Annotated in this window: 19 protein-coding genes; 10 read left to right on the plus strand and 9 right to left on the minus strand. The window is 73.2% G+C overall.

The features are described 5' to 3' along the window. Positions 1-60: 60 nt before the first annotated feature. The 4 genes from SROS_RS32215 to SROS_RS32230 all read right to left on the minus strand — a co-directional run bounded on the left by SROS_RS32215 (position 61) and on the right by SROS_RS32230 (position 4,516). Positions 61-930, minus strand: coding sequence for an FAD binding domain-containing protein (locus SROS_RS32215; RefSeq protein ID WP_012893110.1), 870 nt, complete (start codon positions 928-930; stop codon positions 61-63). Then, complete coding sequence (locus tag SROS_RS32220) at positions 927-2,348, minus strand: uracil-xanthine permease family protein (protein ID WP_012893111.1); 1,422 nt, start codon at positions 2,346-2,348, stop codon at positions 927-929. The genes SROS_RS32215 and SROS_RS32220 overlap by 4 nt, the downstream gene beginning before the upstream one ends. Positions 2,349-2,706: 358 nt before the next feature. After that, positions 2,707-2,928, minus strand: coding sequence for an RNA-binding S4 domain-containing protein (locus tag SROS_RS32225; RefSeq protein ID WP_012893112.1), 222 nt, complete (start codon positions 2,926-2,928; stop codon positions 2,707-2,709). A gap of 25 nt (positions 2,929-2,953) precedes the next feature. Then, entirely contained in the window at positions 2,954-4,516 is a 1,563-nt protein-coding gene (locus SROS_RS32230) for a PucR family transcriptional regulator (RefSeq protein WP_012893113.1), read from the minus strand. A 193-nt stretch (positions 4,517-4,709) separates the two neighbouring features. On the opposite strand from SROS_RS32230, the gene SROS_RS32235 reads away from it, so the two are divergent. The 5 genes from SROS_RS32235 to SROS_RS32255 all read left to right on the plus strand — a co-directional run bounded on the left by SROS_RS32235 (position 4,710) and on the right by SROS_RS32255 (position 12,203). Next, complete coding sequence (locus SROS_RS32235; RefSeq protein ID WP_012893114.1) at positions 4,710-5,600, plus strand: oxamate carbamoyltransferase subunit AllH family protein; 891 nt, start codon at positions 4,710-4,712, stop codon at positions 5,598-5,600. Further along, positions 5,590-7,068, plus strand: a complete 1,479-nt coding sequence (locus SROS_RS32240; RefSeq protein ID WP_012893115.1) for an AllF/FdrA family protein — start codon at positions 5,590-5,592, stop codon at positions 7,066-7,068. Before SROS_RS32235 ends, SROS_RS32240 begins: the two co-directional genes overlap by 11 nt. Positions 7,069-7,138: 70 nt before the next feature. Beyond that, positions 7,139-8,548 (plus strand): YlbE family protein, encoded by a 1,410-nt coding sequence (locus tag SROS_RS32245; RefSeq protein ID WP_012893116.1) that lies wholly within the window; start codon positions 7,139-7,141, stop codon positions 8,546-8,548. 232 nt (positions 8,549-8,780) lie between these two features. Next, positions 8,781-10,817, plus strand: coding sequence for a serine/threonine-protein kinase (locus SROS_RS48845; RefSeq protein ID WP_012893117.1), 2,037 nt, complete (start codon positions 8,781-8,783; stop codon positions 10,815-10,817). Between the two features lie 99 nt (positions 10,818-10,916). Continuing rightward, complete coding sequence (locus tag SROS_RS32255; protein WP_012893118.1) at positions 10,917-12,203, plus strand: MFS transporter; 1,287 nt, start codon at positions 10,917-10,919, stop codon at positions 12,201-12,203. A 21-nt stretch (positions 12,204-12,224) separates the two neighbouring features. On the opposite strand, the gene SROS_RS32260 is transcribed toward SROS_RS32255, so the two are convergent. Together SROS_RS32260 and SROS_RS32265 are read right to left on the minus strand one after the other, a co-directional pair. Further along, a complete protein-coding gene (locus SROS_RS32260) occupies positions 12,225-13,820 on the minus strand; it encodes a bifunctional 3'-5' exonuclease/DNA polymerase (RefSeq protein WP_012893119.1) in 1,596 nt (531 codons plus the stop codon). Between the two features lie 35 nt (positions 13,821-13,855). Further along, positions 13,856-15,364, minus strand: a complete 1,509-nt coding sequence (locus SROS_RS32265; RefSeq protein WP_012893120.1) for a metallophosphoesterase family protein — start codon at positions 15,362-15,364, stop codon at positions 13,856-13,858. Positions 15,365-15,549: 185 nt separating this feature from the next. Between SROS_RS32265 and SROS_RS32270 the strand changes: the two genes are divergently transcribed. Then, positions 15,550-15,978 (plus strand): acyl-CoA thioesterase, encoded by a 429-nt coding sequence (locus tag SROS_RS32270; protein WP_012893121.1) that lies wholly within the window; start codon positions 15,550-15,552, stop codon positions 15,976-15,978. Positions 15,979-16,162: 184 nt separating this feature from the next. On the opposite strand, the gene SROS_RS32275 is transcribed toward SROS_RS32270, so the two are convergent. Next, complete coding sequence (locus SROS_RS32275; RefSeq protein ID WP_012893122.1) at positions 16,163-17,728, minus strand: FAD-binding oxidoreductase; 1,566 nt, start codon at positions 17,726-17,728, stop codon at positions 16,163-16,165. Between the two features lie 46 nt (positions 17,729-17,774). Between SROS_RS32275 and SROS_RS53370 the strand changes: the two genes are divergently transcribed. The 4 genes from SROS_RS53370 (at position 17,775) to SROS_RS32295 (ending at position 21,669) form a co-directional block, all read left to right on the plus strand. Further along, entirely contained in the window at positions 17,775-18,341 is a 567-nt protein-coding gene (locus tag SROS_RS53370) for a TetR/AcrR family transcriptional regulator (protein ID WP_012893123.1), read from the plus strand. After that, positions 18,332-19,882, plus strand: coding sequence for a glycerol-3-phosphate dehydrogenase/oxidase (locus SROS_RS32285; protein WP_012893124.1), 1,551 nt, complete (start codon positions 18,332-18,334; stop codon positions 19,880-19,882). The genes SROS_RS53370 and SROS_RS32285 overlap by 10 nt, the downstream gene beginning before the upstream one ends. Before the next feature lie 430 nt (positions 19,883-20,312). Beyond that, a complete protein-coding gene (locus SROS_RS54240) occupies positions 20,313-21,251 on the plus strand; it encodes a ferredoxin family protein (protein WP_012893125.1) in 939 nt (312 codons plus the stop codon). Between the two features lie 103 nt (positions 21,252-21,354). Beyond that, the gene (locus SROS_RS32295; protein WP_012893126.1) at positions 21,355-21,669 is read left to right on the plus strand and encodes a WhiB family transcriptional regulator; all 315 of its coding nucleotides are present in this window, start codon (positions 21,355-21,357) and stop codon (positions 21,667-21,669) included. A gap of 215 nt (positions 21,670-21,884) precedes the next feature. On the opposite strand, the gene SROS_RS32300 is transcribed toward SROS_RS32295, so the two are convergent. Together SROS_RS32300 and SROS_RS32305 are read right to left on the minus strand one after the other, a co-directional pair. After that, positions 21,885-22,130: a hypothetical protein gene (locus SROS_RS32300; RefSeq protein WP_012893128.1), complete on the minus strand. Its 246-nt coding sequence runs from the start codon at positions 22,128-22,130 to the stop codon at positions 21,885-21,887. A 55-nt stretch (positions 22,131-22,185) separates the two neighbouring features. Further along, a complete protein-coding gene (locus SROS_RS32305; protein WP_148269271.1) occupies positions 22,186-22,560 on the minus strand; it encodes a hypothetical protein in 375 nt (124 codons plus the stop codon). Positions 22,561-22,806: the final 246 nt, after the last annotated feature.

A 22,806-nucleotide genomic window follows, 5' to 3' on the forward strand; every position in this document is an offset into this window, starting at 1 on the left:
GTGTCCACGGCCCCGTCCCGCCGCCCCCGACCGGCCGCCCCGGCGCCGGCCCGGCTCCGCTCACGCATCGAGCGCCTCCCGTGCCGCGTCCCGCAGGGCCTGCTGGGCCAGGACGCCGGTGAGATGGCGCCGGTAGTCGGCGGTCGCGTGGATGTCGGCCTCCGGGCCGATCCGGTCCTGTACGGCCCGCGCCGCCGAAGCCCAGTCGGCCGAGGCCGGCGGGCGGTGGCCGCAGGCCTCGGTGACGTCGACGAGGACCGGGACGGGTCCCACGCTCACGCACGCCACCCTGGCGGCGGTGATCCGCAGGTCGTCGTCCAAACCGACCAGCGCCGCGATCCCGGCGAGGGCGTAGTCGCCGTGCCGCCTGGCCACCTCGCGGAAGGCGGTACCCGAACGCGGAGGGAGCAGGGGGAACAAGGCGGAGACGGCCAGCTCGCCCGGTCCGGCGGCGGACTCCAGGGGACCGGTGAAGAAGGCGGCGGCGGGGACGTCCCGGACGGCTCCGGGCCGGGCCAGCCGTACCGAGCCTCCGAGGAGGGCGAGCACGGCGGGCAGCTCGGCGGCCGGGTCGGCGTGCACCAGGCTGCCGACCACCGTGCCCCGGTTGCGGATCACCGGATGGGCGACCAGCCGGAGCGCCTGGCGGAGCAGCGGCTGGGCGGCAGCGACCTCCTCGGAACGCTCCACCTGGGCGTGCCTGGCCAGCGCGCCGACCCGGATGCCTCCGGGCTCCACGCCGAGGGTGGCCAGCTCGGTGAGCCGGTTGATGTCGACGAGGTGGCCGGGAGCGACCAGCCGCATGTTGAGCATCGGGATCAGGCTCTGGCCGCCCGCGAGCACCTTGCCGTGCTCCCCGGCGTCGGCGAGGGCCTCCAGCGCCTCCTCGACGGACCGGGGGGCGTGGTAGTCGAAGGGGGGCGGTTTCACCCGGACGCCTCTCCCCGCTGCCCGGTCCCGCCATCGGGGATCTGCCCGGGGCCGCCGAGTTCCGTACCGGTCCGGCCGGGCTCGTCCCCCATCCCGGGGGCTATCGCCCTCAGCAGGTGGTAGCCGCCCACCACCACGATGGTGCCCAGGGCTATGCCCTCAAGGATGAAGTTCGAGCCGATCATCTGCTTGACCGGACCGATGGCGAGAATGACGCCCGCGCCGACCGGGACCATGTTGACCGGGTTGGAGAAGTCGACCTGGTTCTCGATCCAGATCTTGGCGCCGAGCAGGCCGATCATGCCGTAGAGGATCACTGTGATGCCGCCGAGCACGCCGCCGGGGGTCGCCGCGACCAGTGCGCCGAACTTGGGGCAGAGGCCGAACAGGATCGCGATGACGGCGGCGATGTAGTAAGCGGCCGTGGAGTAGACCCGCGTCGCGGCCATGACCCCGATGTTCTCGGCGTAGGTGGTGGTCGGGGAGCCGCCGAAGGTGCTGGCCACCACGGTGGCGACGCCGTCGCCCGCGATCGCCCGGCCCATGTAGGGGTCGACGTCGGTGCCGGTCATCTCGCCGACCGCCTTGACGTGGCCGATGTTCTCCGCGATCAGCGCGATCACGGCCGGGAGCACCAGCAGCACGGCGGAGAACCTGATGTCGGGCAGGAAGGTGTCGGGCCAGCCGATCCAGTCGGCCTTCGCCACGTCGGCGAAGCTCACCCGCGGGTGCGTGTCGACCACGCCGGTCGCGGCGTTGTAGGCGGTGATGTTCCCGAAGAGCCTGTCGGCCCCCCAGGAGAGGGCGAAGCCGATGACCAGGCCGAGCAGGATGCCGATGCGGCCGATGAACCCCTTGAAGACCACGATGATCAGGAAGGTGACGATCATCGTGGTCAGGGCGATCCACTGGTCCTGCGGCCAGTAGACGTCGGCGACCACGTAGGCCAGGCCGAACCCGATCAGCATGACGACCGCGCCGGTGACGACGGGCGGGAAGATCCGGTTGATGATGCGCACGCCGAGGTAGTGGATCGCCACGCCCACGAGCGCGAGCACCAGTCCGACGACGAGGATCGCGCCGGTGACGATCGCGTCGGCGGCGGGCGTGTCACCGCCGAAGGAGGCCCGGATGGCCAGCACCCCGCCCACGAACGAGGCGCTCGTCCCGAGATAGCTGGGGATCTTGCCCTTCACGATGAGCAGGAACATGATCGTCGCGACGCCGGAGAACATGATGGCGATGTTGGGGCTCAGACCCATGACCAGCGGGAAGACGAACGTCGCGCCGAACATCGCGATGACGTGCTGCGCCCCGAACCCGATCATGCGCGGCCAGGACAGTCTCTCGTCCGGCCTGACGACCTCTCCGGGCGCGAGGGTCTTGCCGTCACCGTGTTTGGTCCAACCTGCAACCATCAAGCCCCACCTCTCACCGGGCCGTCGGTCGGTGGCCGCCCCGCAGGCATCCCTCCGGCGAATCCCCATGCTGTCGTTGCGGGCACATTAGGCCCGCGGTCGCGCCCTTACACCGTCATGATCTGCCAAAACTGATCTGCTGACCAGTGGTCGCCTCGCGCACAGCGTCATCACTGATCAGGTGAGTACCACCCGGAGCACGTGTCCCACCTGCTGAAGATCTAAACAACCGCTATGGATTCCGTGCCCGCCGGCCGGAGAACGGCGGGCCGCGGGGACGGCGGGAGGGAGCGGCGGGACCCGGCGTGGACTCCGCGGGGACCCGCCTGGGCGGCGGGGACCCGGGGGCCGGGCGGGATCAGCCTCCGGCGCCGACGACGCGGATCTCGAAGCCGTCGCCGGTGACGACCTGGCCGGCGCGGATCTTGCAGGTCTTGCGGAGCTCGACCTCGCCGTCCACCATGACGTTCCCCTCGGCGATGAAGTGCTTGGCCTGGCCGCCGGTGTCGGTGACGGCGCAGTACTTCAGCAGGTCGCACAGCGGGATGTAGTCGGTCTCCAGCTCAAAGGTCTCGTTCACGCTCCAGAGTTTAGAGGCCGTCCCCTCAGATGCCGCGCATCCGCAGGACGTGCAGCGCGAGGGTGAGGTTCAGGCGGAGGTGGGCGTCCTCGGTGAAGTTGCCGAGCATCCGTTCCAGCTTGCCGATGCGGTAGCGCAGCGTGTTGTAGTGGAAGTGGAGCCGGCGGGCCGTCTCGGCGACGTTGAGGTTGGTGTCCAGCAGCACCTGCAGGGTCCGGCGGAGGTCGGCGTTCTCGGCGTCGGCGTCGGCGGCGAGCGGGCCGAGGGTCTCGCGGACGAAGGCGTGCAGCTCGTCGGTGTCGTTGACCAGCGAGAGCAGGCGGTAGACGCCGAGCTGGTCGAAGTGGGCGACCGCCGCGGGGCCGTGGAGCTGGCGGCCGACCCTGGCCGCCTTCAGGGCCTGGCCGTACGCCTCGGGCAGGGCCTCGGCCCCGGCGGCGGTACGGCTGGCGCCGGTGGAGAAGGTGGCGGGCAGGCATTCGGCGAAGGCCGCCGCGGCGTCCTTGGCCAGGCGGCCGGCGTCGACGGCCGCGTCCACGATGGTGACGACCTCGTGGGAGAAGCCGGCGACCGCGCCGCGCGGGTCGTGGCGGCGCATCGCGGCGGTCCAGCAGGTGACCAGGCGGTCCTGGGCGACGCGCTCGTCGCCCTCCGGGTCGAGCTCGGCCACCAGCACGGTGACCGGGCGTTCCAGGTCCCAGCCGAAGGCCTTGGCCCGCGAGGCGACCCGCTCGGAGCCGCCGGCCCGGCCGGTGAGCACGTCGCGCAGGAAGTCGGCGCGGTATTTGCTCTCGACCGCGTTGACCGCCTCCTGCCGGGTCACCACGAGCGCGGCGACGGTGGCGGCACGTTCCAAGATTCCGACGTCGCTGTCGCTCACCGACCCGACGGGGCCGCAGGCGACGATCCGGCCGTGGTGGTGGCCGCCCGCGACGACGGGGACCGAGGTGTGGCGGCCCTCGGGGGTGCCGCGCAGCGCCGCCAGGTGTTCGGCGGGCCCGGCGGCGGCCAGCACCTGGCCGGCCCCGTCCAGCACGGCCACGGCCACGTCGAGCAGCCCGGCCACCTCGGCCGTCACCTCGCGCAGGCCGCCCCCGGCGAGCACGACCTGGACCAGCGCCCGGTGCGCCTCCTCGGCCCTGGCCAGCACGGCGGCCTGCCGGTTGAGGATGTCGGTGAGCACCTGGTTGAGGATGTCGTCGAAGCCGACGTCGTCGGGGAGCTGGATCAGCGGGAAGCCCAGCCGGTCGGCCTGCTCCACCATCTCCTCGGGCAGCCGGTCCAGGTAGCGGCCGAGCTTGATGGCCAGCGCGGCCAGGCCGCGCTCGTCCAGGTCGGCCACGAGCCGGTCGAGCGACTGGGGGGTGTTGCGCAGCGGGTAGCCGGTGGTGAGCAGCAGTTCGTGGGGCTTCACCCAGGCGAGGACGTCCGGAACCTCCATCACGTTGAGCCGCTGCACGATCCGGCCCAGGCCCCGCTCCCCCGCGATCAGGCGGGCTCCGGCCAACGTCGAGACTCCGAGCACCTCCCCGACGGCGACGCCGTGAATGATCGTGCCGGTGCTTGCCAGGCGCACGGGAGGTTCCATGCAGCGATTGTGACTGATGGAACCGTCTGTCAGGAAGAACCAACCTTTCGGCTGACTGTTGGCATCTTTCTCCGTACGGAGGGGCTCCGGGACCGTTCTACCGTCGGCTCAATGGACAGGGGGAATCCGTGATCGAGCGCAGTGAGCGAGCCGGCGGGCACGGCACCGGCGCGAGCCCGCCGAGGGGGGTCTCATGACCGTTGGAACGCGCCCGAGAGCACAGCGGGCCCACGCGCGGACGGAGGCGACCGGCGCGGCCAGCACGGCCCTGCGGCGGCTGCTGGAGTCGCCCCGCCGCCCCGCGCGGGTGCTGGCGGCCTTCCCCTACGGGATCTACCTGGAGGTCCGCACCGAGCTCGAACCACAGGTGATCGCGGTGGTGACGGGTTCGGCCGTCCGGCTGCCCAACGCGATGGTGGTCACCGGCCCACTGCCGCAGGTCACGGTGGGCGACGAGGCGTACGTCGGCGACGGATCGATCGAGGTCGGCCGGCTCGGCCTGCGGGCGCACCGCTGGTGGAACCCGGCTCCGCCGCTCGGCCCGGTGGATCCGGTACGGCTGTCGGCCTCGCTGCCCAGGATGGCCGCGCTGTGCGACCGGTCGGCCAGACGTCCGGGACTGGAGGGCAACGGCGCCGCCAGCCTGCTGGCCGAGGGGTGCGCCGAGGCCTCGCTGCTGCGCGTCGTCACGGCCGCCGAGCAGCTCGTCGGGCTGGGGCCGGGGCTCACCCCCAGCGGTGACGACATGCTCGCCGGGGTGCTGGTGGCGCTGCGCCACCTGGGTGCGGCGGCCGGGGTCGGGCGGGCCGTCTGGCTGGCCGACTGGCTGGCCGCCGCGGTCACCTTCGACGCCCGCGGCAGGACCACTCCCATCTCGGCGGCGCTGCTGCACTGCGCGGCCCGGGGCGAGGCCGGCGGCGAGGTGCTCGCCGTACTGCGCGGCCTGGCCGGGCGGCAGGAGCTGGAGCCGGCGCTGCACCGGCTCCTCCAGCTCGGCCACACCTCGGGGGCGGACCTGGCCTGGGGGTTGCGCATCGGCCTGGCCGCCGTCGTCAGCCTGGGGGGCAGGGCCGGTGAGCACTGATCTGGTCCGCGTGCGCACGGGGGTCTACCACGACTCGGTGAGCCTGATGCGGGTCAGCCAGGCGGTCACCGGGCTGCCCGGGGTGGAGGTCGCGGTGGTGGCGATGGCCACGGAGCTCAACCGCGGCATCGCCGCCGAGCTGGGTTTCGACCTCCCCGAGACAGGCCCCGCCGACCTGCTGATCGCCGTGCGGAGCGACGACCCGGCCGCGCTGGAGGCGGCCTCCGCCGAGCTGGACCGGCTCCTGGCCGGCCTGGCGGGCCGGACGGGCGGCGGGACGGCCGCCGAGCATCCGCCGCGCACCGTCCGCACCGCCGCCCGCGGCCGGGCCGCCACGCTGGCCCTGGTCTCGGTGCCGGGCGAGCACGCGTTCGCCGAGGCGATGGACGCGATCGAGGCCGGCCTGTCCGTGATGATCTTCAGTGACAACGTGCCGGTCGAGCAGGAGGTCCTGCTCAAAAGGCGTGCCGGTGAGCGGGGCGTGCTGGTCATGGGACCCGACTGCGGCACCGCCGTGATCGCCGGGGCCGGCCTGGGGTTCGCCAACGTGCTCCGGCCGGGGCCCGTCGGGCTGGTGGCCGCCTCGGGGACCGGCGCCCAGCAGGTGAGCTGCCTGCTGGACCAGGCGGGCGTGGGGGTCAGCCACGTGCTGGGCGTGGGCGGCAGGGACTTGTCGGAGGAGGTGGGCGGGCTGTCCACGCTCCGCGCCCTTGAGGCACTCGACGCCGATCCGGCGACCGAGCTGATCGTCCTGGTCTCCAAGCCTCCCGCCCCCGAGGTGGCGCGCACCGTGCGGGAGGCCGTCGCCAAACTCGGGACCCCGGTGGTGACCGCGCTGCTCGGCCCCGGCCAGGACGACCTGACCGCCGCCGCCGGGAGCGCCCTGCGCGCGCTCGGAGTGGCGGTGCCCGCGTGGCGGTCATGGCCCGCTCCCGTCCCGCCCTCGCCCGGGGACCGGCCACGGGACGGCGGGCAGGACACGGGCGGGGCGGGCGCCGGCCGTACCGGTGCCGGCCGGGCGGGTGGCTCCGGGGAGAGCACGCGCGCCGGGACGCTGCGGGGCGTCTACTCGGGAGGGACGCTGTGCGCCGAGGCCCGGCTGATCGCCGGGACCGGGGACTTCACCGACTTCGGCGACGACGCCTACACACGCGGCCGGGCCCACCCGATGATCGATCCCGCGCTCCGCCTGGAGGCCCTGGCCGAGGTCCCGCCCGGCGACGTCGTCCTGCTCGACGTGGTCCTCGGCCACGGCGCCGACCCCGGCCCCTCGGCACGGCTCGCGCCCGGGATCGCCGCCGCCGTCGCCAGGGGCGTGCCGGTGGTCGTCGCCCTGGTCGGCTCCGAGGGCGATCCTCAGGGGCTGGACGCCCAGGCGGAGGCGGTGCGGACGGCGGGAGCCGCGGTGTTCACCTCCAACGCCCAGGCCGCCCGGCACGCGGCCGGCCTGCTCGCGAGCGCCCGATGACCCGCCTGCCGCCCCCCGGCACCGGTGACCGCCCGGCCCGCAGCCGCCGTTCCCCGCTCAGGAGGACTCCTTGACGCTTCCCATGCTCTCCGGAGAGCCTCAGGTGATCACGGTCGGGGCCGAGCTGCTCGGCGAGGCGCTGGACGCGCAGGCGGTGCCCAGGGTGGGGGTGGACTGGCGCCCGCCGATGCCCGGCACCGCCGGCGACCTGGCGCGGGTGCTGGCCGATCCGCGCAGGACCCGGGCCAACGAGACGGCCGTGGGCCGTCTGGTGTCCGCGCGGCCCCAGCTCGTCGGGGTACGGCCCGCGCACGAGGTGCTTGACCTGCCCAGGGGCACCTTCCTGCACGCCGGGCCGCCGATCGACTGGGAGCGCGCGTCGGGCCCGATGCGGGGCGCGCTCATCGGGGCGATGCTGCTGGAGGGACTGGCCGCCGACGCCGAGGAGGCCGGCAGCCGGCTCGCGGCCGGCAGGGCCCGGCTGGAGCCCTGCCACCACCACCGGACGGTGGGGCCGATGGCGGGTGTGGTCAGCCCGTCGATGTGGATGTTCGAGGTGCGTGACGCCGAGCACGGCGGCACCGCCTACTGCTCGCTCAACGAGGGCCTGGGCAAGGTGCTCCGGTACGGCGCCTACGGCCCCGAGGTGCTGGAGCGGCTGGGGTGGATGGGCGAGGTGCTCGGTCCCGTGCTGCGGGCCACCCTGGAGCGGACCGGGCCGCTGGACCTCAGGGCGCTGGTCGCGCAGGCCCTGCAGATGGGCGACGAGCTGCACAACCGCAACCGCGCCGCCACCTCGCTGCTGGCCCGGGAGCTGGCCCCGGGGATCGTGGACGCCGCTCCCGGCCACGCGGCCGAGGTGCTCCGCTTCGTCAACGGCAACGACCACTTCTTCCTCAACGCGGGCATGGCGGCGTGCAAGGTGAGCACCGACGCGGCCCGCGACATCCCCGGCTCCACCATGGTCGTCGCGATGGCCCGCAACGGCACGGACTTCGGCGTCCAGGTCTCCGGGCTGGGCGGGCGCTGGTTCACCGGCCCCGCGGGCGTGCCGGACGGCCTCTACCTCGGCGCGTACGGCCCGGCCGACGCCAACCCCGACATCGGCGACTCCACGATCACCGAGACGGCGGGCCTGGGCGGCTTCGCGATGGCCGCGGCCCCGGCCATCGTCAGGTTCATCGGCGGCGACGTGTCGGACGCGATGGCGGCCACCCGGTCCATGTACGAGATCACCCTCGCCGAGCATCCCGCCTACCAGATTCCCGGGCTCGACTTCCGGGGCACGCCGGTCGGCGTCGACGTCGCGCTGGTCGCCAGGACGGGTCTGCTGCCCACCGTGAACACCGGTATCGCGGGCCGGGTCGCGGGCACCGGACAGGTGGGCGCGGGTCTGGTGAGCCCGCCCGCCTCGGCCTTCACCGCCGCCCTGGCCGCCCTGGCCGAGGCCGCGGAACCCGGTGGGGAATCGGGTAAGTAATCATTTCCCGGGGAGCCGTGAGCCGGAAAGTCATGATCGGTCCACGGTGCACGCGCCGGCGCTTCACGCCCCCCGGCGGCGACCCCGGACAGCAGGTCAAACACGCGAACAGCGGCACCGGCCAACAAATGCCGCGATGCGCTTTCTCGTATGTCAACTTCCATTACCGATTGTGATCCCGATATCGTGGCCAACCTTACGAATAGGGTTGGCTCTGGGGGGACAGGGTACGATGACCGATCGCTTGCTCGGCAAGGCCCCGACCGGCCCCGAGGGCGAGGGCGGGTCCGCGCCGGCGGCACAGGGCAAACTCGTCGGCAGGCGCTACCGCCTGGTCTCACCGGTCGGCCGCGGCGGCATGGGCATGGTGTGGCACGCCCACGACGTCCTGCTCGACCGGGACGTCGCGGTCAAGGAGCTGATCCTCCCCTACGGGCTGGACCACGCGGGCAAGCAGATGGCCCACCGGCGCATGCTGCGCGAGGCCCGTTCGGCCGCGCGGCTCAGCCACCCGGGGATCGTCACCGTCCACGACGTCGTCGAGGAGGACGGCCGCCCCTGGATCGTGATGGAGCTGGTCCGCGCCTGGTCCCTGGAGCAGGCCGTACGGCAGAGCGGGCCGCTGCCCGTGGCCCAGGCCGCCGAGATCGGCGTCCGGGTGCTCGACGCGCTCCGCCACGCCCACGCCGCCGGAATCCTGCACCGCGACGTCAAGCCCGGCAACGTGCTGCTCACCTCCGACCGGGTGGTGCTCACCGACTTCGGCATCGCCGCGATAGAGGGTGACGTCACGATCACCCAGACCGGCCTGCTGATGGGCTCCCCGGCCTACATCCCGCCGGAGCGGCTGTCCGGCCAGCCGGTCACGCACGCCGCCGACCTGTGGTCCTTCGGGGCCACGCTGTACGCGGCGGTGGAGGGCCGCCCGCCGTACGAGGGCCCCGACGCGGTGGCGGTGCTGGGTGCGATCCTCACCCAGGAGCCCACCCGCCCGCAGCGGGCCGGGGCGCTGGTCGCCGTCATCGAGGGCCTGCTCCGCAAGAACCCGGCCGACCGGATGACCGCCGCCCAGGTGTCGGACCTGCTGGACCGGGTGCTGCGCAGCCATGGCTCCACGCCTCCCAACCGCGTGCCCGTCGCTCCCGTCCCCTCGCCGATGCCGGTCCCGGGCGACTCGATGCCGATGCATCTCCTGCCGCCGCCGGACCCGCCTTCCGGGCCGATGCCCTCGCGGATCATCGAGACCCCCTCCGGCCCGGTGCGGGTGCCGTACGAGGTGCCGGGCGGCCACGCGGCGCCCCGCGGCACGCCGGGCGGCCACCGCGCGGACCTGCTGTCCGTGCCGGGGCACTCACCCGTCGGCGCCGCCGATCCGCCGGCCGCCCCGCCCGGCGGGCACCAGCGTGGCTACGAGGCGCTGCGCAGCCCCGCGGCCGACCTCGGGCGCCCTCTCCCGTCCGATCCGCCCGGCGAGCTCACGGGCACCCCGCCGCGCGGCACGGCCGCTCCGGCCTCCGGAGCGGGGCTGTGGCCCCTCCCCGCCGGCCAGGGCACCCGCGACGGCGCGCAGTCCTCCCAGCCCGTCACGGTGCCCAGCCGGATCGAGGGCCGCAGGAGCTCGCGCCGCCGGACGGGCGGCCAGGGCGGCTGGATGCGCGACGGCCGTCCGACAGCGCGCCTGCTGGTGGCCGGCGGGGTGGGGGCGGCGGCCGTGCTGGCCGCCGCGCTGCTCATCCTGCTCCCCGGGGACGCCTCCTCCGGCACGGCGGCTCCGGGCCCGTCTCCGGCGGTCTCCGCGCCGGCCGACCCGGTGTCGCCGTTGCGGGCGGGCGGCGAGGTCCCGGAGGGGTTCAGGACGCTGAGCGGGGGCGGCGTCTCCGGCGCGGTGGCCAAGGGCTGGACGGTGAAGGCGGGGGAGGACGGCTCGGCCACCTTCTCCGGCCCGAAGGACAGCGGGCGGAGCATCGCGGTCACCAAGGTGCCGGTCGCCGATCCGGTGACCGCGCTGAGGCGGGCGAGCAAGCAGGGCCTGGACGAATACATCGAGGTCGGGGTCACGCCCGTGCGGTACGGCGCGTGGAAGGCGGCCGACTGGGAATACACCTATGTCCAGCCCGACAGCGTCGTGCCCATGCACGGGCTGACCCGCTATGTCGCGCTCGACGGCGAGACCGCCTACCAGATCACGTTCGCGATGCAGGACCTGGAGTGGGAGAAGAACGCCCCGCTGCTGCGGACCTTCTTCGACACCTTCGCCCCGGCCGACTGAGCGTCGTCCCGGCCGGGGTGCCGGGGCCCGCCTCCGCGGGCCGCGGCGTGAGCCACCCGCCCCTGCGGGTCACGTCATGAGTGATGACAGACTTCACTCGTGACCAAAATCCCCACAAATGTCGACATTTCCCCCCAGATTGGGGGGCAAATCGCCACCGTCCAGCGGCGGACGCTCGCCGTCCTGTCCGTCGCGCAGATCACCAGCGGGGTCGGGGTCGCGGTGGGCTTCGCCTTCAGCTCGCTGGTGGTCGCCCAGCTCTCCGGCTCCGTGTCGATCAGCGGGCTGGCCGGGACCGCCTCCGTGCTCGGGGCCGCGCTGCTGGCCCTGCCCACCGCCAGAGCCTCGGGCAGGAGCGGGCGGCGGGCCGGGCTGGCCCTGGCCTACGGCTGCGCCCTGCTCGGCTGCCTGATCACGGTGGTCGCCATCACCGTCCGCTCGTGGCCGCTGATGCTGGCCGGGCTGGTGCTGTTCGGCGGCGCGAGCGCGGGCAGCCTGGCCTCCCGCTACTCCGCGACCGACCTGTCCCCGCCGGGACACTCCGCCCGGCACCTCTCGTGGGTGGTGTGGGCCGCCACGATCGGCTCGGTCGCCGGCCCGAACCTCGCCGAACCGGCCGACCACCTCGGCCGCAGGCTCGGCCTCGCCCCGGACACCGGCCCGTTCGCGCTCTCCCTGCTGGCCTTCGCGATCGCGCTGGCCGTCATCGTGATCGGCCTGCGTCCCGACCCGCTGCTGCTGGCCCGCTCGACCGCCCCCGCCCCCGCCTCCGCTCCCGGCACGACCGTGCCCGCCGCGCGGGCCCGGGGGACCCTGCGCACCGCCTGGCAGGCCCTGCGCCAGGCTCCGGCGGCGGTGCGGGCTCTCGTCGCGATCGCGGTCAGCCACACCGCGATGGTGTCGGTCATGTCCATGACCCCGGTCCACCTCGACCACGGCGGCTCGCCGAACTGGGTCATCGGGATCGTGCTCAGCCTGCACATCGCGGGCATGTACGTCCTCTCCCCGCTGGTCGGCTGGCTGGCCGACCGGATCGGCCGGGTCCCGGTGCTGACGCTCGGCATGGGCCTGCTGCTCGCCGCCGCCGTCCTCGCCGGTACGGCCGGGCCGCACGGCGTCACCCAGGTGTCGGCCGGCCTGGCCCTGCTCGGCGCCGGCTGGTCCTGCGGGCTGATCGCCGGCTCGGCGATGCTCAGCGACGCCGTGCCGCTGGAGCACCGCCCCGCCGTACAGGGCCTGTCGGACCTGCTGATGAACGTCTGCGGCGCGACCGGCGCGGTGGCCGCCGGCGTCATCGTGGGCGCCCTGTCCTACGGCGTGCTCGGCACGGTCGTGGCGGTCATGGTGACGATCACCGGTGCCTGGCTGACGCTGAAGCGCACCTGACGCCCCCTGACACGACCCGGCTCATTTGGCGTCGGCGTAGCACCGCACCGCGACGGCCTGCATCGGGAAGCGCACCGGGGTCGGGCCGAACAGCAGCCGGGTCGCCTCCTCGGCGGCCCTGCCGACCGCCGCGACGACCTCCTCGGCCAGCTCCGCCGGACAGTGCACCATCACCTCGTCGTGCTGGAAGAACACCAGCCTGGCCGGGTCGGGCAGCAGCCCTCGCAGCACGGCCATGAGAGCCAGCGCCCACTCCGCCGCGGTGGCCTGGACCACGAAGTTACGGGTGAACCGGCCCCGGTCGCGGGCCGCCCGCTTCCCCTCGGGGCCGGAGACCAGCTCCCGCCAGCCCGCCGAGGGCTGCGGGCAGGTGCGGCCGAGCCAGGAGCGGACCAGCTTGCCCTCCTCGCCGCTCCGCGCGGCGTCCTCCACGAACTGGTAGGCCCTGGGGAAGCGCTGCCGCATCACGGCCAGCAACTTGGGCGCGTCTCCGCTGGTCCCGCCGTACATCGCCGACAGCATGGCGATCTTGGCGCTGTCGCGCTCACCGCCGAACGCCTGGGCCAGCGCCTGGTAGAGGTCGATCTGCCCGGCCGCCCTGGCCAGGCCGCCGTCCCCGGCCATCGCGGCCAGCACCCGGGGTTCGAGCTGGGCGGCGTCGGCGACGACCAGCGTCCAGCCCTCGTCGGCCACCACGACCTGCCGCATCACCTTGGGGATCTGCAGCGCGCCGCCGCCGCTGGTGGCCCACCGGCCCGACACGACGCCCCCCACCACGTATTCAGGCCGGAAGCGGTGATCGCGGACCCACTGGTCGGCCCAGACCCAGCCGTGGAAGCTGTAGATCCTGGCCATCTCCTTGTAGGCGAGCAGGGGCGCGACGCCAGGGTGGTCGACCTTCTTGATCTCATGGGCCCGGGTGGAGGCGACGGGCACGCCCGCCGACTTGAACGCCTTGACGATCTGCTGCGGGGAGTCGGGGTTGAACGGCGTGCCGAAGGCCTCGGCCACCTGGTCGGCCAGGGCCTGGAGCCTGGCGGGCCGCATGCCGTGCACCGGGCGCGGGCCCAGCAGCCCGGTCAGGAGCGTGTCGTGCACGTCCTCCCGCCACGGCATGCCGTCGTGGCCCATCTCCCCCGCGATCAACGCCCCGGCGGACTCGGCGGCGACCAGCAGCCGGAACCGCTGCGGATCGGCGGTGGCCTCGATCCGCCTGAGCTGGTCGGCGTGAACCTCGGCGACCAGGCCGACGTCGGGCGGGGGCGGCTCCTCCTCGAACAGCGTGGCCTGCCGCGCCTGCGGCCCGTGGTGGTCCTCCGGCACCGGCAGGCCGTGCAGCCGCGCGTGGGCGGCCTGGGCCGACCGGGGCTCACCGTGGCGCCCCTCGTATCCCAGGAGCAGGCCCTCGGTCAGCGCCAGGTCGTGACAGCGGGCCGGCCGCACGCCGGCGGCGAGCAGCGACGGCTGGACCTCCCGCGTGTCCGCCCAGACCCAGCGCGGCCGCCCGGCCTCCAGCTTGCGCACGGCCTCCGCCAGATCACCGACGGCCCGCGCGTCCCGCCCCTCCGGGCACAGGACGCCCCCACCGCCGGGACCTGCCGCGACTGCCACGTTCATATGCCCAGCCTGCCACGGAGAACCGACATTTCCGATCAGAGGAGCGAGATCACGACCTCGTCTTCGAGCGGGGGTTCGATCTCCTGCGGCAGGCACCCGGTGGCGGCGAAACAGCGGATCTTCAACGTCTGCGGCGTCACGGAGATGTGCAGGAAGCTCTTGAAGAACGGCGGGGTGTCCCAGTCCGACAGCTCCGACAGGTAACGGTGGAAGACCCTGCCCACGGGCAGCCGGAACGGCATCGGCCAGCCGCCGAGGATCCGCGCCGCCCAGCGCATCCGCCGGGTGACGCGGACGGGCGGGACGTCGCGGACCGGGGTGTTGCCGATCTGCCGGGACATCAGCGTCGCGCTCTCGGCGGGCGTCAGGTAGAGCCAGCGCATGCGCAGCCGTTCGCTGTAGAGCTTGCTGTAGAACGACAGCGAGTCGCCGCGGAGCGGGTAGCACCTGTAGTCGTCCTCGTGCAGGCCGCCGACCGTGACCCTGGGGATGGTGTGGGTGGCGTGCATGAAGGCCCCGGAGCCGCCCGCCACGATGTACTGGATCGTCCGGCCACCGGCCTTGATCGGGAAACGCTGGTAGTTGTGCACGTCGCCGCCTATCGCCGCGACGTAGTTGTGCGCGGGGTCGGCGACGATGTCGTCGATCGTCCCGCCGCCCTCCAGCTTGGACGGCTTGTACTCGTTACGGGTGTAGACGGGCTTGCCGGTGATCAGCACCTTGGGCCGGGGATCGCGCGACACCTCGCGCAGCCACTGCTCCTGCTCCCGGTCCAGCGTGCTGTGGATCCCGGTGTCCACGCCCACGATGAGCAGCCCGGGGGTCTCCATCGCCCAGTACGGCGCGGGCTGCACGGCCCGCTGCACGGGCAGGGGCCGGTGCTCCCGCGCCCTCGCCAGCCGGGCCTCGTCGATCTTCTCCGGCTTGCGCCAGAGCAGCCCCCGCAGCCCGGAGGGCGTCAGCCGGAACCCCTGCCGCTCGGCCTTCAGCGCCGGGGCGTCGCAGAAGACCCGCATGAAGCCGCCGAGCCCGTCGTACCAGTCGTGGTTGCCGGGAATGGCGTAGATCGGCGCCCGGTAGTCCTTGTAGGGGCGGAAGAACTTGTCCTCGTACTCGTTCCCCGACCCGGTGGGGTAGACCACGTCGCTGGCGATGACGGCGAAGGAGGTGTCCGCGCCGAGTTTGAGCAGGCCGGGGATCACGGCGTACTGCGAGGCGTCACCCTCCCCCGTGTCCCCGAGGACGAGAAAGGAGAACTCCGGCCCGACGTCCATCGGGATGCGGAAGGAGGGATCGACGCCCCGCTCCCGCTGGGACGCCGTCCAGCGCACCCGGACCTGGCCCGAGGGATCGCCGAACAGGCCCGCGAGGACCTCGTTCCTCGACCGCCAGACGGTGTGCGGGCTGAGCCAGGTGAAACTCTCCTTGCTGGGCCGCAGCTCCTTGAAGGCGCCGATCTCGACGCAGTCCCAGCCCGCCCCCTCCTCCGACACCCGAGAGGAGACCTCACGCCCGCGTTCCGCGGCCTGCCCGACATCGACCATGACCGTATTTTGGCGTTGATCTTACGCAGACGCACCCGTTCCCGGAGATGCGACCGTCCCGGAACACCTGGACCGCGACCTCGGAGCGGGCCACGGCCCTGCCCCCGCACCCTCTCGCTCCGCAAAAGATTGATCATCGTGGCGGGGGGACGCGTTCCCGATCAGCTCTGGAATATAGTTCTACCGTGTACGCCTACTGGGAGACCGTCGCGACCAGGTGGAAGGACAACGACGTCTACGGCCACGTCAACAACGCCGTCCACTACTCGCTGATGGACACCGTGATCAACACCTGGCTCATCGAGAAGGCGGGGCTGGACATCCACCACGGCGACGCCATCGGCCTGTGCGTCGAGTCGCACTGCGCCTACAAGGCGTCGGTCTCCTTCCCCGAGCCCATCCGGGTCGGGCTGCGGATCGGGCACCTGGGCCGCTCCAGCGTCCGCTACGAGCTCGGCCTGTTCCGCGAGGACGGCGAGACGGTGGTGGCCGAGGGGCACTTCGTCCACGTGTTCGTGGACCGGCGGACCCGCCGGCCGGCCGAGATCCCGGGACCGTTGCGCGGCGCCATGGAGAAGCTCGTGACCGGAGACGGCGTCCCCCGCCACCCCTGACCGGCAGACGCGCCGCTGTCGCACCGGCCGGCCCTGGAGGAGGTCAACGAGGGCTTCGACCGCCTGCACACCGGCGAGGCGGTCCGCCAGGTGATCGCCTTCCGAGGGAGCGGTCCCGGCCCGCGCGACCCGGCGCCTTTACAATGTAGATTTCAATCAGGCGTCCACGCGACCGCCCCGGAGGTCAGGCGATCAGCACCCCGGGGTTGAGGATCCCCTCCGGGTCGAGCCGGCCCTTGATCCCGCGCAGGATCTCCACGCCCAGGTCGCCGATCTCGGCGGCGTAGGCCTCCCGGTGGTCGCGGCCGACGCCGTGGTGGTGCGAGATCGTGCCGCCGGCCGCGACGATCGCCTCGTTGACCGCCCGCTTGGCCCCCTCCCACTGGGCCAGGGGGTCCCCGCTCTGGGCCGTGACGACCGTGAAGTAGAGCGAGGCGCCCGTGCCGTAGACGTGGGAGACGTGGCACATCACCAGCGGCGAGCCGAGCGAGGCGTGCAGCGACAGCCGTACGGCGTCGTAGAGGCGGGGCAGGTTGGACCAGAACCCGGCGGTCTCCAGCGTCTCCACCGTGGCCCCCTCGGCGAGCAGGGAGTCGCGCAGGTAGGGCGCGGAGTAGCGGCCGTGCGCCCAGGACTCCCCGGGCCCGGGGCCGAGGGGGACGCCGCCGAGCCCGGCCAGCACCGCGGCGGCGCGCTCCCGCAGATCGGCCACCTCGGAGGATCCCTCGTAGCCCGCGATGACCAGGCAGCCCGCGCCGGCCGCCGGTCCGCCGATCTCCTCCGGCCTGGCCAGGCCGATCATCGTCTCGGTCTCGTCCGACAGCCGGAGCACGGTGGGCAGCGGGCCGTCCTGGGCGAGCCGCCGCAGTGCCGCCGACCCCTCCGCGAACGACGCGAAGCGCCAGCCCTCGTAGATCCGCTCGGCGGGGGCGCGCCGCACGCGGAGCCGTAGAGAGGTGATCACGCCGAAGGCGCCTTCGGAGCCGAGGATCACCTGGCGCAGGTCGGGACCGGCGGCGGACTTGGGCGCGCGGCCCAGGTCGAGGGTGCCCCGGGGGGTGGCCACGGTCAGCCCGACGACCATGTCGTCGAAGCGGCCGTATCCCGCCGAGGCCTGGCCGCTGGAGCGGGCCGCGGCGAAACCGCCCAGCGTGGCGTACTCGAAGGACTGGGGGAAGTGGCCCAGGGTGAGCCCGTGCCCGGCGAGGAGCCGCTCGGCCTGGGGCGCGCGCAGCCCCGGCTCGATCTCCACCACCATCGACTCGGCGTCCACCGAGACCAGCCGGTTCAGTCGGGCCAGGTCGAGGGCGACGACCCCGGCGAAGCCCTGCCGCGCGGCCACCAGGCCGCCGACGACCGAGGTGCCGCCACCGAACGGGACCACCGCGACCCGGTGCGCGGCACAGGCCCGCAGCAGCTCCAACACCTCGGCGTGCGATCCGGGCAGCACCACGGCGTCGGGGGCGTCGGAGCCGTCCCCCGCGCGCATGCGCATCAGATCGGGGGTGGACTTGCCCCGGGTGTGCCGGATGCGCGCGTCGTCGTCGGAGCGGACGTGGTCGGCGCCGACGATGCCCCCCAGCTCGCTCAGGACGAGCGGGGAGAGCGCCGCCACGGGCAGCCGCACCTCGCCGAAGCTCGCGGCCGGGGTCTCCGGCTCCCGCACGCCCAGCAGGTCCCGCAGCAGCCCGCGGATCGGCGCGGGCAGTGCGGCGGCCTTGGCGGGATCGCCCCAGCCGGACCAGAGCATGGGTTCGGCGGCGTTCTTCGGAGTTTCCACCTCTACACTGTGACAGATGACGTCCATCCGTCACAATACGACCATGGGAAACGGCGACCCGGTCCTCGACGCCGCCCGCGAGATGGTGCTCGCGGTCGGGGTGCGGCGGACCACGCTCACCGACGTGGCGCGCCGGGCCGGGCTGTCCCGGATGACGATCTACCGCCGCTGGCCCGACGTGCGCGGCCTCGTCGCCGACCTGATGACCCGCGAATGGGTGCTCGTCGCGAGCCGCTTCGCCACCGAGGACCCGATCACCGCGGCGGTCGGGGTGGTGCGGGAGCTGCGCGACCATCCGCTCTGGCGAAAGATCGTCGAAGTGGACCCCGAGCTGCTCCTGCCCTATCTGCTCCACCGCAGGGGCTCCAGCCACGAGGCCATGCTCGCGCTCGTCGAGTCGGCGATCGCCCGGGGCCAGGCCCTGGGCACCGTACGGCCCGGCGATCCCGGGACGCTGGCCAGGTCCGTGCTGCTGACCGCCCAGTCCTTCCTGCTGTCCGGCCCGACCATGCTCGGCCCCCTCACCCAGGACGACCTGGACGCCGAGCTGGCCACGCTTCTGGAGAGGTACCTGTGCCCGTGAACTCCTCCCTCAACGCCGCCCGCCGCTCGCGCGAACTCGCCGAAGCCGGGGACCTCGTGGTGGACGTGCTGGTGGTCGGGCTGGGCGCCACCGGCGCCGGAGCCGCGCTCGACGCCGCCTCCCGGGGCCTGTCCGTGGCCGCGATCGACGCCCACGACCTGGCCTTCGGCACCTCCAGGTGGAGTTCCAAGATGATCCACGGCGGGCTCCGCTACCTGGCCAAGGGCCAGGTGAAGGTGGCGCACGAGAGCGCGGTGGAGCGCGGCGTCCTGCTCCGGCACACCGCCCCGCACCTGGTCAGGGCCCAGCCGTACCTGCTGCCGCTGACCCCCGCGGTCTCCGGCGGCCGGGCCGCGACGGTGATGACCGGCTACCGGCTCGGCGACGGGCTGCGGATGGCCGCGCGCACTCCCCGCCGGCTCCTCCCCGGGCCGTCACGGATCTCCGCGGGCCGGGCCCTCTCCCTCGCCGCCCCGCTGAGCCCGCACGGCCTGCGCGGCGCGCTGCTGTCCTGGGACGGTCGGCTGGTCGACGACGCGCGGCTGGTGGTCGCGCTGGCCAGGACGGCCGCGTCCTGGGGGGCGAGGATCCTGACCCGCTGCCGGGCGCTGGAGCTGGCCGGGGACGGGGCACGGGTCCGCGACGAGCTCACCGGGAGCACCTTCGCGATCCGGGCCAGGACGGTGGTCAACGCCACCGGTGTCTGGGCGGCCCAGCTCGACCCGGACATCCGGATGCGGCCGTCACGCGGCACCCACCTGGTGCTCCGACCGGAGACCCTGCCCGGCCTCAGGGCCGGGCTGCACGTGCCGATCCCGGGAGAGAGCAACAGGTTCGCGCTGGTGCTCCCCCAGCCCGACGGCCGGGTCTACGTCGGCCTGACCGACGAGCCGGTGGAGGGTCCCGTCCCGGATGTCCCGCAGGCCCCGGAGGAGGACGTGGCGTTCCTGCTCGACGTTCTGAACTCCGTGCTGGGAGTGCCGCTCGGGCGCCAGGACGTGGCCGGGACCTACGCCGGGCTGCGGCCGCTGCTCGCCGCCGGGGGACGCACCGCCGACCTGTCCCGGGAGCACGCACTGCTGACCTCCCGGAGCGGGGTCGTGACGGTCGTGGGCGGCAAGCTGACCACCTACCGGCGGATGGCCGAGGACGCGGTGGACCGCGTCGTGGCCCTGGGGCGCCTCGGCGCGGGGGGCAGCCGGACGGCACGGCTGCCGCTGGTCGGAACCGGACCCGCCCGGAAGGCCGGGGCCGCTCCGGACCGGGCCGGGGCCGCTCCGGACCGGGCCGGGGCCGCTCCGGACCGGCTGCGGGAGCGGTACGGGAGCGAGGCGGGGGCCGTGCGGGCGCTGATGGCCGAGGATCCCGCGCTGGCCGAGCCGGTGCCGACCGGGATCACCCGGGCCGAGCTGGTCTGGGCCGTCAGGCACGAGGGCGCGCTGGACGTCGACGACCTGCTGGACCGCCGGACCCGGATCGGCCTGGTCCCCGAAGACCGGGCCGCGGCCCTGCCCGCCGCGCGGGCGGCGCTGGCGTACTGACACGCCCCCTGACGCGCCCCGCCTCCGCCCACCCCTCTCCGCCCGGGTGAGACGCGCGAGTGAGACGCCCGGGTCAGGCACCCGGGTCAGGCGCGCGGCTCCGACCGGCACCGGCGGCGCCCGGCCCCGGCCCGCCCTGCTCCGCCAGACCGTCTCCCGGCCCAGCCTCCACCGGCCCGGCTGCGGGGACTCTCCGCCCACCCGGCTTCCGGCCCGTCCCGGCAGGCCGTCCCCGCCCGTCTTTTCCCCCGCCTATTTTCGTCCGCCTATTGACAACAGCTCATTGACACCGGTTGACACCAACCTATTGACGCGGACCCGTCGGAGGCCATATGGCTTCACCGGCACCGCCCGCCTCCGGTGCCCCCTACGCCACACCCTCGGATGCATTAGGTTAGTCTTACCTAAGTCGAGACGGGGGGATCGTGCGGTGGCCACGGGGAGCGTTGCGGGTGAGGCGGCCAGGGGCTGCGCGCACCCTCGGGGATGCCACACGGGCGACCTGCCGGTTCTCGCCAGCGCGACGGTAGGAGCCCGGTTCTGGCTGCTCATCGAGCATTCCGGCCCCTGGGCCTCCCACCTGGAGGACTGCCGCCTTCCCGAAGACGTGCACACTCTTATCAAACGGGCCACGCACCTCGGCATCCGGCCCCAGCTCATCCGCCGCCCGGGGCGGAGAAACCCCCACGGGACCGGCATTCACGTCATGGTCGCCGACTCCACGGCCGCCCAACCGTGGCTCGCAGAGGGCGTCATCGCAGGTCCAGACGATCTTGACATGGACGCTTTGGTGGCCGGAGTGGTCCCGGAGTCCTGCATACTTGTGAGTGAGCCGGTTTTTCTGGTCTGCACGCATGCCAAGCGCAACGCGTGCTGCGCCCGCATTGGACTACCCCTCGCTCGCGCTCTGGCGGAAATGTTGCCAGACAGAGTATGGGAAACATCACATGTTGGCGGCGATCGATACGCCGCCAACCTCGTGTGCTTGCCACACGGGCTTTACTACGGCAGCATGTCTCAGGCTGCTGCGATCGCGGCAGCCGACGCGTACCGGTCCGGCGAGGTCATCCTCGACCGTTTCCGGGGACGCGCAGGCATCCCTGAGCCATTGCAAGCCGCCGAGCATTTCGTCCGCTCCCACACGGGCGAGCTCTCGGTCGGCGGAGTGGCCGTGGAATCCTCCAGGTCGGACGGCGACACCACCGAGGCGTTCGTGCGCGGTAGTGACGCTCGTTTTCGGGTAGTGGTTGAACCCATGACGCTAACAACGCCATGTGGTACGGCTTGCGCCGACACGATCACTACCTATCGGCTGGTCACGCTGGACAGGCTCGCGCCTGTGCGGTACGCCACGTCCGCCCTCACCTGACCTGAGGGAACATCACGGCCAATCCAGGCGTTGGACACAGGGACGTCGTAAACGTCCAATGCGGCATCAACCCGAAATACCCTCACTAAAAGGTGGTTTTCTCATGTCTCAGGTACGTCGGCAGACCGCCCGGCCTCGGCCCAGCTGGGGCTGGCAGGATGACGCCGCGTGCCGGGGCGAGGACCTCGTGCTCTTCTTCGGTCCCGACGGCGAGCGTCAGCCCGAGCGTGACATTCGCGAGCGTAAGGCCAAGGCCATCTGCGCCCAGTGCCCCGTACGCGCCGAATGCCTCGACTACGCACTGTCCCGTCCGGAGAAGTACGGCACCTGGGGCGGTCTGAACGAGGACGAGCGCGCCTCCGAGCGTCGCCGTCGCATGCGCCGCGCCGCCAGCGCCGGCATCAGCGCCGTCGCCTGAGCAGCACCTCCACCCGGCTTTCCCCTCGCGTGTGATCTCGCCGATTCCCCTGCGAGATCACACGTTGTTGTGTACGGTCAGGGTGTTCCGCACGGCGATCCGCCGAGGGACACCCTGCGGGAAGGTCACCGTCGGCGCCGCCACACCGGCAGCCGCCTCCCCGGACGACCGCTTACCATCCAACTGTAAGCCATCCTCGACCGCCCTCGGACGGGTCAGCCCCGCGGGGGAACCCTCGGAATGTCGCGCCGGCCCCTGGCGGGCAGTGGCTTGACCTGGGGAGCGGAACAGCTGGGACAGGTCTGGTCGGCCCAGGGCGCGGTGGTGACGATTCCCTGCCTGCGCCACACGACCGGATGCCCGTCGTCGGCGTGACAGGCCTCGTAGACATCCTCCCAGATGTGCAGGCAGTGCAGGCACTGGAAGTCCCAGGCCTCGGTGACCGTGTGAATCTCTCGCATGAGCTATCTCCTCGCATGGGCGTGCTGTGCTGATCCGGACGGCGGGCCGTCGGACCTATATGCGAGAGATGCTCAGCAGGATCAGCCGATCGACCTCTGCCTGCGGTGTGACCGGGAAGCCCCCGACGGCGGGCCTGCGGGCCGGCCGCCCGTTCGCGGGCGGGACCGTTCCCCAGGCGCCCGGCATCGCGGGCCCCCTGGCCTGCGTGCGGGGATCGCGCTTGCCCTGGGGGTGACGGGTGACGGGCGTGGAGGGCACCTCGTCGACGGGCTGCACCTCGGAGGCGACAATCTCGGCGGCCGCGCCTCCGGGCAGACCCGGGACGCTCTCGTGCCACCCCAGGAGGAGCCCGAGGCAGAGCAGGACCGCGACCCACGGAGCCGCCCGGCGACGCCGGGACGACATGCATCCACGCAGGTCTGCGATCACACTTAGAAGTTTGCCTACTCCGAGTAGTCAAAACTCAACTCTGAGTAAGAGTAGCCGGACCTGCGGCAACGCAACCGTCGCCGAGCCGGTGGAGCGCCGAAGGTCATGGCAGGCCGGCCGGGCGCGTCCCACCCCCGGCCGGCGTGCCTGCGGGCGAGAGCGGACGCGCATCCCGCCGGGGGCGAGAACGGACACGCCCCCACCCTCTCTCCGCCGGAGACGGCCGCGGGCGGGAGCGGACGCGCG

The sequence above is a fragment of the Streptosporangium roseum DSM 43021 genome (assembly GCF_000024865.1).
Taxonomy (GTDB): domain Bacteria; phylum Actinomycetota; class Actinomycetes; order Streptosporangiales; family Streptosporangiaceae; genus Streptosporangium; species Streptosporangium roseum.

Coding starts and splice junctions, on each gene's coding strand:
- SROS_RS32265 (WP_012893120.1), bottom strand. CDS start 15,364: ATGGTCGATGTCGGGCAGGCCGCGGAACGCGGGCGTGAGGTCTCCTCT.
- SROS_RS48845 (WP_012893117.1), top strand. CDS start 8,781: ATGACCGATCGCTTGCTCGGCAAGGCCCCGACCGGCCCCGAGGGCGAG.
- SROS_RS32235 (WP_012893114.1), top strand. CDS start 4,710: ATGACCGTTGGAACGCGCCCGAGAGCACAGCGGGCCCACGCGCGGACG.
- SROS_RS32300 (WP_012893128.1), bottom strand. CDS start 22,130: ATGCGAGAGATTCACACGGTCACCGAGGCCTGGGACTTCCAGTGCCTG.
- SROS_RS32260 (WP_012893119.1), bottom strand. CDS start 13,820: ATGAACGTGGCAGTCGCGGCAGGTCCCGGCGGTGGGGGCGTCCTGTGC.
- SROS_RS32295 (WP_012893126.1), top strand. CDS start 21,355: ATGTCTCAGGTACGTCGGCAGACCGCCCGGCCTCGGCCCAGCTGGGGC.
- SROS_RS53370 (WP_012893123.1), top strand. CDS start 17,775: ATGACGTCCATCCGTCACAATACGACCATGGGAAACGGCGACCCGGTC.
- SROS_RS32275 (WP_012893122.1), bottom strand. CDS start 17,728: ATGCTCTGGTCCGGCTGGGGCGATCCCGCCAAGGCCGCCGCACTGCCC.
- SROS_RS32220 (WP_012893111.1), bottom strand. CDS start 2,348: ATGGTTGCAGGTTGGACCAAACACGGTGACGGCAAGACCCTCGCGCCC.
- SROS_RS32230 (WP_012893113.1), bottom strand. CDS start 4,516: ATGGAACCTCCCGTGCGCCTGGCAAGCACCGGCACGATCATTCACGGC.